The organism is Streptosporangium becharense (genome assembly GCF_014204985.1).
Lineage (GTDB): Bacteria > Actinomycetota > Actinomycetes > Streptosporangiales > Streptosporangiaceae > Streptosporangium > Streptosporangium becharense.
Genome location: NZ_JACHMP010000001.1, coordinates 4,893,878 through 4,907,133, shown reverse-complemented (window position 1 = coordinate 4,907,133; position 13,256 = coordinate 4,893,878). Strand labels below are relative to the sequence as shown.

Below are 13,256 nucleotides of genomic sequence, written 5' to 3'. Positions count from 1 at the left end.
CTCTGACCTCGGAAGGAATCCCCCATGTTCCCCCCCGTGCGGCGGCTCTCGGCCACATTCGGCGCGCTGGTCGCCGCCTGTGTGACCGCGATGTCGATGTTCGCCGGGAGCGCCGCGGCCACCCCGCTGAACGGGGTGCCCAACGGCATCACCTCGATCGCGCTGACCAAGAGCAACGCCGACATGAAGCGGATCGCGGAGTACTGGAACCCGGCCCGGCTCAAGCAGGCCGTGAACAACGCTCCGGCGACGCCCGAGGTGACCGGGGGCAACTCCTCGGCGTCTCCGACTCCGACCAGCGCCACCTCGACCTCCACGCCGGCCGCGACCGCCGCGGGAGCGGGAGCCGCCGCGGCCGCGTCGGCCGGTGGCGGCAGCACGGCCGCGACGACCGCCGGCACTTCCGCGGGAAGCGGCGCCGGTGGAAGCGCCGCCGACACCAAGAGCGGCACCGCGAAGACCTCCGTGCAGGCCGTGGAGCCCACCCTGCCCAAGAAGCGGTCCCCGGCCTCCGGCGCCTCCCCCATCACCGTCGGCAAGGTGTTCTTCCGGTTCGGGAACCAGGACTACTGGTGCTCCGCCTCGTCGGTGGCGGCGGCCAACCGTAGCCTGGTGACGACCGCCGCGCACTGCGCGTACGACGCCAAGCAGGGCAGGCACGCCGAGTACTGGATCTTCATTCCGGGTTACGACCGGGGGGAGACCCCCTACGGCATCTACGTCGGCCACTCGCTCAACCTGCACGAGGACTTCGTCGGCAAGGGCGACTTCGACTACGACTACGCCTTCGTCACGGTGCACGACGGGTTCCGGTGGAAGGCCGGCAAGACGGCCGGGACCTACGAGATGGAGAACGTCGGCAGCCTGGAGGACAACGTCGGCGGACAGGGGCTGACGACCAAGCGCGGGACCGGCCTGTTCACCCTCGCCTTCGGTTACCCGGCGGCCCCGCACCCCGACGGCAGCAGGCCCTACGACGGCCAGCAGCTCAAGTCGTGCCGGGGGCTCACCACCAAGGTGCGGGCCCCCGCCCGGCTGGTCGAATACGGCATCGCGTTGAAGTGCGAGTTCACCAGCGGGGCGAGTGGCGGCCCCTGGCTGATCGGCTACGACACCAAGCACGCCGTCGGCTACCTGAACGGCGTCAACAGTTTCGGCTGGGACACCGACACCGACCGCAAGTACGACCGGATCTCCTCCCCGTACTTCGTCGCGTCCACCTACACGATCTACCGCTGGGCGGCCGCACAGCGGGCACCCCGATCCTAAGAGCACCTTAAAAGACCTTTAAGGGAGCCTTAGAGATTTCTTGACCTTCGAGCTTCACGCGTAGGTTCGTACCTTGTCGTCCCGCAGTCCCCGCGTCCGGGGACGTTGCAGCGCAAGGAGCTCGTCCTGTGAAGCACTCTCTTCTCCCCCTCGGTGGCGCCGCACTCGCCACCGGCCTGCTGGCCACCTGCCTGGCCGGCACCGCCCAGGCCGCGCCCGACTGGGCGACCGACCCGATGGCCACGAACAACGCCTCGGCCGTGTCGGTCATCGACTTCTGGGCCGCCTCGAACTTCGCCGCCCTGAAGGGGGCGACGGCGTACAACCCCGACCCCGGCGGGTCCCGGATGAAGGTCGGCGGCGGCCACTCCCCCGACGGCAGGCCCGGCAGCGTCGGCCCGACCGGCTCGGAGAAGCCCGCCGCGACGCGCGTCAAGAACGTCAACCTGCCCAGGACCATCGGCAAGGTGTTCTTCGTCGTCAACGGCCAGTACCGCTGGTGTTCGGCCACCGCCGTCCAGGGCAAGTACCGCAACCTGGTCGCCACGGCCGGGCACTGCGTCTACGACCCGGCCGGCAACAGTGACACCCTCGACAAGTGGGTCTTCGTCCCCGGTTACTACCAGGGCAAGGCGCCGTGGGGCATCTACGTCGGCAAGAGCGCGTGGACGCACTACGACTTCGCCAACTACGAGGACTACGACAAGGACTACGCCTTCGTCACCGTCTACAACGGCGTCGCCTTCGACGGCGTCAAGCAGGTCACCAAGTCCGAGTACGCGGGCTTCACCGGGCCCAAGTGGTCGCGCGGCTCGCACTACTACATCGTCCTGTCCAAGGACGTCGGCCGCCTGGGTGACAACGTCGGCGGTCAGGGCTTCACCTGGAACCAGCCGACGGGCAAGCCGGTCTACGTCTTCGGCTACCCCACCGCCCCGCACCCGGACGGCGACCGGCCCTACAGCGGCGTGACGCCGAAGTACCTGTACGGCAAGCCGTCGGGCAAGGAGTACGTGGCGTCGGCCGAGAAGGCCGAGGAGCACGTCGGTCTCAAGGGTGCTTTCACCCCGGGCGCCGACGGCGGCCCGTGGCTGACCCAGTACAGCAGCGGTCGGCGCCTGGGCTATGTCAACGGCGTCACCAGCCTCTTCGGTGACCAGGACCAGAACGACCGCTACGACCTGATCACCTCGCCGTACTTCGACGGCGAGACGGCCGACATCTACCGCAAGGCGGCCAACGTGTGGTCCGGCAGGATCGTCGGCCCGAAGGGCGAACTGTACAAGTAGTCCGCACGCCCCCGATGAGGGGTGGTCCCACCCCTTCTCTCACCCGCGGGACCCGGCAGGCGCCGGGTCCCGTGTCTGTTTCCGGGCCTGTTCGCAGGGACCGAAATCTCCGTGGGCGGCACGGCGCCTTCGAAGGAGACTGAAGGGCGAGACGCCCTCACATGAGGGCGTTAGACGTGGAATCGGCCGGATCGGTGCCATGAAATCCATGTGATCTGAGTCACACATGGTCGGTTACTGAATGTGATTCCTCAACTACAGAACATCATTCGATGTCGTCGAGGATTTGATCTACCTCGGGAAACATCGCCGACAGTCGCCGAGTCGCCCTCAGGCGAGACCTCGCCGAAATGTAACGAAAGCATCTCGGAAGATCGTTACGGTTTGTCCTGTTCCAAACGGTCTCGAGATACCAAGATCAGCGATGTATGTTTTTGGTCATCCCTTTACTGACGTATGGGACGCAAGAAGCGTTCCACATCAGACCAAGGAGTTTCCCTTGAAGCGCATCCTCCTCCCCGCCGGTGGCGCGATCCTCGCCACCGGAATGCTGGCCGCCGGCCTGGCCGGCACCGCTCAGGCCGTTCCGGACTGGGCCTACGACACGATGGCCAAGGACGCCCCCTCCGCCCTCGAGGTCGCCGAGTTCTGGTTCAAGGCCAACGACCACACCAACAACCTGGCCAAGGCCACCCCCTTCACCTGGGAGACCAAGGCCACTCCGAAGCTGAACGCGAGCGGCGGCTACACCCCGGACGGCAAGCCCGGCGTCGTCGCCCCGATCGGCGAGGAGAAGAAGTCGGCCGCCAAGGTCAAGAACATCAACCTGCCCAAGACCATCGGCAAGGTGTTCTTCGTCGACTCCAAGGGCGACCTGAAGTGGTGCTCGGCCACCTCGATCCAGTCCAAGTACCGCAACCTGGTCGCCACCGCCGGCCACTGCGTCTACGACGACAAGGCCAACGCCAGCGTCATGGACAAGTGGGTCTTCGTGCCCGGCTACTACCAGGGCAAGGCTCCCTGGGGCATCTACGTCGGTAAGACCGCCTACACCCACTACGACTACAGCGTCTACAACGACCGCGACCGCGACTACGCGTTCGTGACCGTGTACCGCGGTGTCCAGTTCGGTGGTGGCACGGCCAAGCAGGTCACCGCCAAGGAGTACGCGGCCCACAACGGCGCCAAGTACGTCCACGAGAAGGAAATCACCGAGGCCGAGTTCAAGGCCGGCTACGAGAAGTACGGCCAGGACGGCCCGTTCAAGTCCAAGGCCCTCGACCCCAAGGTTGAGACCGTCGCCAAGCCGGCCGACGCCGCTGCGAACGTCGAGAAGTACATCCTCGGCCACAACGGCATCCAGCTGGTCGGCGCCGAGGTCACCAAGTCGGTCTACACCGCCGCCCCCGACGGCCTGGAGAACGGCAACAAGTTCACCCGCCTGAGCAAGGTCATCCAGATCAGCCAGGAGGAGTACAACGAGAAGAAGGCCCTGAAGGCTGAGGGCAAGTTCGACGGCGAGCTCCTTGAGACCAAGGACGCTCAGGGCAACGTCATCGGCTGGACCAAGCAGCAGTTCTTCGTCAAGAAGTGGGTCAAGGCGACCGCCCAGGTCAAGTACTGGGTCGAGTCCTACTTCATCGTTGACGGCTGGGTCAAGGACGTCGGCCACCTCGGCGAGAACGTCGGCGGCCAGGGCTTCACCTGGAACCAGAAGCCGCAGCAGACGGTCTTCGTCTTCGGCTACCCCGCCGACGCCCACCCCGACGGCAACAAGGCCTACACCGGCGTCACGCCGAAGTGGACCTACGGCAAGACCTCCGGCAAGGTCTACGTCTCCGCCGCGGAGAAGGTCGAGGAGCACATCGGCCTGAAGAGCTCCTTCACCCCCGGCGCCGACGGTGGCCCCTGGCTCGCCAAGTACAGCAACGCCAAGCGTCTCGGCTACGTCAACGGCGTCACCAGCCTGTTCGGCGACCAGGACAAGAACAACCGCTACGACCTGATCACCTCGCCGTACTTCGACGGCGAGACCGCGACCGTCTACCAGAAGGCCGCGAACGTCTGGTCCGGCTCGATCGTCAAGTAGTCCCTACCGACGATCACCCGAACAGGGCGGGGGTCCAAACCCCCCCTGTTCAGAACAGGCCGGGGGTCCAAACCCCGCCCGTTCACCCCAGCACCACCCGAGCGCCAGGGGGTCCAAACCCCGAGCGCTCCCCCAGCACCACCCGAGGGCCCGGCACCGACCGGGCCCTCGGCCTTTCCACGACCGGTGCCGCCGACACGACACCGGCTCCACATAGATATGACGAAGGGCCCGGCATTCATGCCGGGCCCTTCCGTTTTCCCCAGCCCGGCCATCCGGCGACCTTTCCCGGCGGAGACACCGGTCCCGGCCGTCCGGCATACCGCCCGCAGAAACCTCCGAGTGTCCTGCCCGTCACCCGTCACCCATCACCCGTCGACGACGGCCGGCCACCGGGCCGCACCCTCGTCGCACGCGTGTCCCCCACCCCGGCGGTGGCGCACCTTTTCGGTCGGGGCCCGCTTTACGGAAGCGGACACTCCTTGCACACGCGACGCCGTAAACCACGTCTACGGACAGGGCGGAACCCGTGTGAAGGTGACTCGAAGACGCCCCTCCGGGCGGCCGTGCACGACGCCCTGAGACGAGATCGATCGATCACTCTCAGACGGGCTGAACGATCATCAGCGATCTCCTGACGGGGGAATCAGGCGGCCCCCGGACGACACGCGCGGAACGACAGGAACCTACGTTCTCACCCTGGAGTCGGGCTTCCCAGCGGCGAGAGGCGGGACACGATCTCGTCTGTGGGGACACTCCGAGCACTCCCGGAGGGACCCTTTAGACGTGAATCCGGCCGCATCGGTGCCATCAGACTGATGTGATCTACGTCACATGGGATACGTGACCGTTCGCACTCACACGATCACGGGACATCTGCCATACGGGCCACAAAAGGTGATCTATCTGCGGAGATGTGGATCATTACCATCGGATCTCAGACAGGTCTCAGCCCCGCCTGAATGTAACGAAAGCATCTCGGCGTTTCGGACAGGTTTATTCCCCGCCGAAGCGGCTTCCGATTCCCAAGATCGAGACTGTATGTTCCTGGCTATCCCTTTACTGACGCATGGGACGCAAGAAGCGTTCCACATCAGACCAAGGAGTTTCCCTTGAAGCGCATCCTCCTCCCCGCCGGTGGCGCGATCCTCGCCACCGGAATGCTGGCCGCCGGCCTGGCCGGCACCGCTCAGGCCGTTCCGGACTGGGCCTACGACACGATGGCCAAGGACGCCCCCTCCGCCCTCGAGGTCGCCGAGTTCTGGTTCAAGGCCAACGACCACACCAACAACCTGGCCAAGGCCACCCCCTTCACCTGGGAGACCAAGGCCACTCCGAAGCTGAACGCGAGCGGCGGCTACACCCCGGACGGCAAGCCCGGCGTCGTCGCCCCGATCGGCGAGGAGAAGAAGTCGGCCGCCAAGGTCAAGAACATCAACCTGCCCAAGACCATCGGCAAGGTGTTCTTCGTCGACTCCAAGGGCGACCTGAAGTGGTGCTCGGCCACCTCGATCCAGTCCAAGTACCGCAACCTGGTCGCCACCGCCGGCCACTGCGTCTACGACGACAAGGCCAACGCCAGCGTCATGGACAAGTGGGTCTTCGTGCCCGGCTACTACCAGGGCAAGGCTCCCTGGGGCATCTACGTCGGTAAGACCGCCTACACCCACTACGACTACAGCGTCTACAACGACCGCGACCGCGACTACGCGTTCGTGACCGTGTACCGCGGTGTCCAGTTCAGCGGCGGCACGGCCAAGCAGGTCACCGCCAAGGAGTACGCGGCCCACAACGGCGCCAAGTACGTCCACGAGAAGGAGATCTCCGACAAGGAGTTCGCGGCCGGCTACGAGAAGTACGGCCAGGACGGCCCGTTCAAGTCCAAGGCCCTCGACCCCAAGGTTGAGACCGTCGCCAAGCCGGCCGACGCCGCTGCGAACGTCGAGGAGTACATCGCCACCGGCCGCAACGGCATCCAGCTCGTCGCCGCCGAGGTCACCGAGTCGGTCTACCGCTCCGCCCCCGACGGCCTGGAGAACGGCAACCGGTTCACCCGCTACAGCAACGCGGTGGCGATCAGCCAGGAAGAGTACAACGAGAAGAAGGCCCTGAAGGCTGAGGGCAAGTTCCTCGGCAAGCTCGAAGAGGTCAAGGACGCTCAGGGCAACGTCACCGGCTGGCTGAAGAACGAGTTCTTCGTCAAGAAGTGGGTCAAGAAGACCGCCCAGGTCAAGTACTGGGTCGAGACCTACTTCATCGTTGACGGCTGGGTCAAGGACGTCGGCCACCTCGGCGAGAACGTCGGCGGCCAGGGCTTCACCTGGAACCAGAAGCCGCAGCAGACGGTCTTCGTCTTCGGCTACCCCGCCGACGCCCACCCCGACGGCAACAAGGCCTACACCGGCGTCACGCCGAAGTGGACCTACGGCAAGACCTCCGGCAAGGTCTACGTCTCCGCCGCGGAGAAGGTCGAGGAGCACATCGGCCTGAAGAGCTCCTTCACCCCCGGCGCCGACGGTGGCCCCTGGCTCGCCAAGTACAGCAACGCCAAGCGTCTCGGCTACGTCAACGGCGTCACCAGCCTGTTCGGCGACCAGGACAAGAACAACCGCTACGACCTGATCACCTCGCCGTACTTCGACGGCGAGACCGCGACCGTCTACCAGAAGGCCGCGAACGTCTGGTCCGGCTCGATCGTCAAGTAGTCCCTACCGACGATCACCCGAGCGACCCGGGAGTCCAAACCCCGCTCGCTCACCCGAACAGGGCGGGGATCCAAACCCCCCCTGTTCAGAACGGGCCGGGGGTCCAAACCCCGCCCGTTCCCCAGCACCACCCGAGCGCCAGGGGGTCCAAACCCCGAGCGCTCCCCCAGCACCACCCGAGGGCCCGGCACCGACCGGGCCCTCGGCCTTTCCACGACCGGTGCCGCCGACACGACACCGGCTCCACATAGATATGACGAAGGGCCCGGCATTCATGCCGGGCCCTTCCGTTTTCCCTAATTCGGCGCGTCCATATTGTTCCCCCACCACCAGGCGGCGACCGGAAAGGGAAAGCCGATTTTCGCCAGGTGAGCAGACGGCGCGCATTCACCCGTAGCCGGCCGGAGCACCCGCCGCGTTCTCCCCGCCGCGTCGGCGCATGGAGTCACCGCGAGGCAGAAAGCTCTCGACCATAGCGACGCGGAGGGCGGCTCGTTCCGTGGCCGGCCGCTCGACAGAAGATCCGATGCCCGGTCGAAGCCTCTCAGGCGTCGCGAGACGGCCCATCAGCCCAGGAGCGAACGATCACCCTTGGGAACGCGAGAATCCTCGTAGCGGCAAGATCAAATCGCTGTGGCGCGGCCAGGAGACGGCGCCAGCCCCTTGCGCATCGCGACTTCCGGGCTCCGAGAAGGATGGAGAGCCGGAGGGTTGGCACCCGGGAAGCCACGCGGAACGCCGGGCTTCGGAAGCGACAGGATCCTTAGACGCGCCTTCGGCCGGATCGGTGCCATCGAGCGAGTGTGATCTGCGTCACAACTGGCGCGTAACCATTCGCGTTCATTCGATCACAGTGCATCTGTCGCACACACCACAGAAGTTGATCTATCTGCGAAAACACATCTCGAAACGCTAAACCCCGACAACGGCTTCAAAGTCAAACGAATGTAACGGAACGATCTCGGCCCTATGGACCGGACCTTTTCCTCTCGATTCGGCTTCCGGTTCTCAAGATCGAGACTGTATGTTCCTGGCTATCCCTTTACTGACGCATGGGACGCAAGAAGCGTTCCACATCAGACCAAGGAGTTTCCCTTGAAGCGCATCCTCCTCCCCGCCGGTGGCGCGATCCTCGCCACCGGAATGCTGGCCGCCGGCCTGGCCGGCACCGCTCAGGCCGTTCCGGACTGGGCCTACGACACGATGGCCAAGGACGCCCCCTCCGCCCTCGAGGTCGCCGAGTTCTGGTTCAAGGCCAACGACCACACCAACAACCTGGCCAAGGCCACCCCCTTCACCTGGGAGACCAAGGCCACTCCGAAGCTGAACGCGAGCGGCGGCTACACCCCGGACGGCAAGCCCGGCGTCGTCGCCCCGATCGGCGAGGAGAAGAAGTCGGCCGCCAAGGTCAAGAACATCAACCTGCCCAAGACCATCGGCAAGGTGTTCTTCGTCGACTCCAAGGGCGACCTGAAGTGGTGCTCGGCCACCTCGATCCAGTCCAAGTACCGCAACCTGGTCGCCACCGCCGGCCACTGCGTCTACGACGACAAGGCCAACGCCAGCGTCATGGACAAGTGGGTCTTCGTGCCCGGCTACTACCAGGGCAAGGCTCCCTGGGGCATCTACGTCGGTAAGACCGCCTACACCCACTACGACTACAGCGTCTACAACGACCGCGACCGCGACTACGCGTTCGTGACCGTGTACCGCGGTGTCCAGTTCGGTGGTGGCACGGCCAAGCAGGTCACCGCCAAGGAGTACGCGGCCCACAACGGCGCCAAGTTCGTCAAAGAGAAGACGATCACCGACAAGGAGTACGAGGCCGGCTACGAGAAGTACGGCCCCGAGGGCCCCTTCAAGAAGGCCTTCCTCGACCCCAAGGTTGAGACCGTCGCCAAGCCGGCCGACGCCAACGCGGAGACCATCGGCAAGTACCTGACCGAGACGGGCCACGAGGGCGTCAAGCTGGTCGGCGCCGAGGTCACCAAGTCGGTGTACGCCGCTGCCGCGACCGGCCTGGAGAACAACAACAGGTTCCCGACCGGCAAGGGCCTGGGCGGGGTCATCGAGATCAGCCAGGAAGAGTACAAGAAGCTCACGGCCGACAAGGCCGAGGGCAAGTTCGACGGCGAGCTGGTCGAGGTCAAGAAGGACGGCGTCGTCACCGGCTGGACCAAGCAGCAGTTCTACGTCAACAAGTGGGTCAAGTCGACCGTCGTTCCGAAGTACTGGGTCGAGACCTACTTCATCGTTGACGGCTGGGTCAAGGACGTCGGCCACCTCGGCGAGAACGTCGGCGGCCAGGGCTTCACCTGGAACCAGAAGCCGCAGCAGACGGTCTTCGTCTTCGGCTACCCCGCCGACGCCCACCCCGACGGCAACAAGGCCTACACCGGCGTCACGCCGAAGTGGACCTACGGCAAGACCTCCGGCAAGGTCTACGTCTCCGCCGCGGAGAAGGTCGAGGAGCACATCGGCCTGAAGAGCTCCTTCACCCCCGGCGCCGACGGTGGCCCCTGGCTCGCCAAGTACAGCAACGCCAAGCGTCTCGGCTACGTCAACGGCGTCACCAGCCTGTTCGGCGACCAGGACAAGAACAACCGCTACGACCTGATCACCTCGCCGTACTTCGACGGCGAGACCGCGACCGTCTACCAGAAGGCCGCGAACGTCTGGTCCGGCTCGATCGTCAAGTAGTCCCTACCGACGATCACCCGAACAGGGCGGGGGTCCAAACCCCCCCTGTTCAGAACAGGCCGGGGGTCCAAACCCCGCCCGTTCCCCAGCACCACCCGAGGGGCCCGGCACCGACCGGCCCCTCGGCCTTGAACAGAACAGAGAAGCAGGGTCCGATTGGTGCCGTCGGACCCTGCTTTTCTGCTTTCTGCGTCTCGTTTACTCACGCGGCCTTCCGCAGCGCCTCCACCGCGTCGGCCGCCCGAACGTCACCGCACCGCCGCTCGGACCGAGCCGCACCGGTGCTCAGACCGAGGTGAGTTCCCGTGCCCGCTCGTTCAACTCCGCCACCGGCCGCTCGGCCGCGTACGGATCGAGCCGCCGCCGCAGGTCGGTCACGTACGACCGGGTCCTGACCGACTGCAGCCCGCGGGCCAGCTCCAGCGCCTGCCCGCCGACCTCGCACGCCTCGTGCAGTTCTCCCGAGGCCAGCAGCCCGGCGGAGAGCAGTGACAGGTTGAACATGCGTCCGCGGACGTACCGGCCGTCCATCTCCAGTGAGCGCCGCGCGTGCCGCACGGTCCCGGGGCCGTCGCCCAGGTCGCGGAAGCAGTGGGCGAACTTGGCCGACAGGTACGCCTCGTCGAAGTAGGAGATCCACTGCGGCCGATCTCCGGCCGCCCGGCGGTCGAAGGCCAGCTCCGCCTCGTGGAGGGATCTCGCGCAGGCGGCGCGGTCGCCCAGCAGGGCCTGCGCGTGCGCCTCCAGCACGTGCGCCTCGGAGAGCAGTGCGAAGACGGCGGCGCGGTGGGCGGAGAGCTGGGCGGCCCTGGCCAGGTCGAGGGCGTGCGCGGGTTGTCCTATATATATGGCCTGGTGGCTCATCCCGGCGAGGATCTCCCCGCCGAGGCCGTGGTCGCCGGCGCTCCGGGCCAGGCGCAGGGCCTGGATGAGGTAGCGCTGCGCCAGGCCGTGCTGCTCCAGGTCGTAGGCCATCCAGCCGGCCAGCCGGGTCAGCTCGGCCGCGGCGGAGGTCAGCGCCTGACCCGTCGCCTCGGTGTACGAGCCGTCGTTGAGCAGCGGGCCGACCGCCGTGTCGAGGTACTTCACGACCGCCTCGCGGATCCGGCCGCCCCCGAACCTGTTGTCCAGCTCGCCGAAGGACCGGGTGACCTCCCGGATCGCGGTGATGTCGTCCGTGCCGACGCGTCGGCTGCCCCGCCCCTCGGGGCGTTCCTCATGCGGGAGGGTCAGCCAGCGCAGCGCCCCGGCGGACCCGGCCCCGATCGCGAAGGTCGAGTCGAGCAGGAACCTGCGCCGTTCCACGTCGGCGCGCCACAGTGCTGTCACGGTCGTGATTCCCTCCTGCCACGTGTGGGTGAACTCCTGCCCGAGGTCCGGAGGCGTCGACGCGACCGGCAGGCCGAGATCGTCGGGCCTGACCGGCCTGCCGAGCCGGAGCGCGAAGATCTCGGCCAGCAGCCCCGGCACGGGGTCTCTCGGCCGTTGCCCGGCGATCCAGCGCAGGACGGAACTGTGGTCGTACTTCAGACCGGGCAGGCCGCGGGCCGCCCCGAGATCGTTGAGGCGGCGGGCCAGCCCCTTGTGGGTGAAACCCGCCTCGACGATGAGCCTTTGAAGCGACCGGTTGGGCTCGCGTTGCATAGCTCTCCTGCCCCTGGGCACCGGTGGGGCCGCGACGCACGGGGTGTCCGGGCACGCGTCACCGCCGCCGGTGCACGCCTTGCGCACATAGGTAACGGAGAGCTTTTTTTATAGCACGATCCGTGACGAATATCGGCGTTTCCTGAAAGCAGCCCAGGAAAGCGAAGCCGCCCCCACCGGTCGGGCGGGGGCGGCTGCCGGGGACGGGAACCTCTCCGGGGGACGCGTTTCAGCGGCGGGCGACGCCGTCGGCGCGGGCCTGCGCGGAGACCGCGGCGACGACCGCCGGGGCGACGCGCTCGTCGAACGGGCTGGGGATCACGTACTCGGCCGACAGGTCGTCGTCGGAGACGACCCCGGCCAGCGCCTCCGCCGCGGCCACCTTCATGTTCTCGGTGATGGTGGTCGCGCGGACGTCGAGGGCCCCGCGGAAGACACCGGGGAAGGCCAGCACGTTGTTGATCTGGTTGGGGAAGTCGGAGCGGCCGGTCGCGACCACCCTGGCGTACCTGCGGGCGACCTCGGGGTGCACCTCGGGAGTCGGGTTCGACAGCGCGAAGACGATCGAGTCGCCGGCCATCGACGCGATGGCCTCCTCGGAGACCGTCGAGCCCGACAGCCCGACGAACACGTCGGCACCGGTCAGCGCCCGTTCGATGGAGCCGTGCAGACCGGCCCGGTTGCTGTCGCGCGCCAGGGCCTCCTTCACCGGGTTGAGCCCCTCGCGGCCCTCGTGGACGAGACCCTTGGAGTCGGCCACCGCGATGTCGCCGATACCGGCGTTGAGCAGCATCCGGCTGACGGCGACACCCGAGGCCCCGGCGCCGGCGACCACGGCGCGCAGGTCGCCCAGCGAGCGGCCGGTCAGCCTCGCGGCGTTCTTCAGCGCCGCGAGCACGACGATCGCGGTGCCGTGCTGGTCGTCGTGGAAGACGGGGATGTCGAGGATCTCGCGCAGGCGGTCCTCGACCTCGAAGCAGCGTGGCGCGCTGATGTCCTCCAGGTTGATGCCGCCGAAGGAGGGGGCGAGCCTGACGACGGTCTCGACCAGCGCGTCGACCTCGGTGCAGTCGAGGCAGACGGGCACGGCGTCGACACCGGCGAACTCCTTGAACAGCAGCGCCTTGCCCTCCATGACGGGCATGGCGGCGGCCGGCCCGATGTCGCCGAGGCCGAGCACGGCGGTGCCGTCGGAGACGACGGCGACCACGTTGGACACCCAGGTGTACTCGTTCGCCAGCGCGGGCTCGTCGGCGATCGCACTGCAGACCTTGGCCACTCCCGGGGTGTAGGCGAGCGCCAGGTCGTCGGCGTCGCGGACCGGGACGGTGGAGCGGACCTCCAGCTTGCCCCCGCGGTGCAGGGCGAAGGCCGGATCCAGATCGAGGGCTTGGAGGGCTTGGACGGACGTGGAGGATGGCATGACGGCCACAGCGACCCCTGTAGTTCGGTCAGACGGACACTTCCTTCGGAGACGGCCGCAGGAAGCCTGTCCCGGGCTTCGGGTAGCCGCTCGGGGCCTGCTCACTGAGCACGGTCGCCTGGAGGGGTACGGGGGTC

7 protein-coding genes are annotated in these 13,256 nt (G+C 66.9%); 5 read left to right on the top strand and 2 right to left on the bottom strand.

Annotation, left to right across the window (positions count from 1 at the left end; genetic code table 11):
- Positions 1-24 precede the first annotated feature (24 nt).
- The 5 genes from F4562_RS21675 (at position 25) to F4562_RS21655 (ending at position 10,052) form a co-directional block, all read left to right on the top strand.
- Positions 25-1,269, top strand: a complete 1,245-nt coding sequence (locus F4562_RS21675; RefSeq protein WP_184545993.1) for a trypsin-like serine peptidase — start codon at positions 25-27, stop codon at positions 1,267-1,269.
- A 128-nt stretch (positions 1,270-1,397) separates the two neighbouring features.
- Positions 1,398-2,558 (top strand): trypsin-like serine peptidase, encoded by a 1,161-nt coding sequence (locus tag F4562_RS21670; RefSeq protein ID WP_184545995.1) that lies wholly within the window; start codon positions 1,398-1,400, stop codon positions 2,556-2,558.
- Between the two features lie 499 nt (positions 2,559-3,057).
- Complete coding sequence (locus F4562_RS21665) at positions 3,058-4,647, top strand: trypsin-like serine peptidase (protein ID WP_184854789.1); 1,590 nt, start codon at positions 3,058-3,060, stop codon at positions 4,645-4,647.
- A 1,112-nt stretch (positions 4,648-5,759) separates the two neighbouring features.
- The gene (locus F4562_RS21660; protein WP_184854788.1) at positions 5,760-7,352 is read left to right on the top strand and encodes a trypsin-like serine peptidase; all 1,593 of its coding nucleotides are present in this window, start codon (positions 5,760-5,762) and stop codon (positions 7,350-7,352) included.
- A 1,095-nt stretch (positions 7,353-8,447) separates the two neighbouring features.
- Positions 8,448-10,052 (top strand): trypsin-like serine peptidase, encoded by a 1,605-nt coding sequence (locus F4562_RS21655; protein ID WP_184854787.1) that lies wholly within the window; start codon positions 8,448-8,450, stop codon positions 10,050-10,052.
- 285 nt (positions 10,053-10,337) lie between these two features.
- Here F4562_RS21655 and F4562_RS21650 read toward each other — a convergent pair whose 3' ends face one another.
- Entirely contained in the window at positions 10,338-11,696 is a 1,359-nt protein-coding gene (locus F4562_RS21650) for an NsdA family TPR-like regulatory protein (protein WP_184548852.1), read from the bottom strand.
- Between the two features lie 229 nt (positions 11,697-11,925).
- Entirely contained in the window at positions 11,926-13,119 is a 1,194-nt protein-coding gene (locus F4562_RS21645; RefSeq protein WP_184548870.1) for an NAD(P)-dependent malic enzyme, read from the bottom strand.
- Positions 13,120-13,256: the final 137 nt, after the last annotated feature.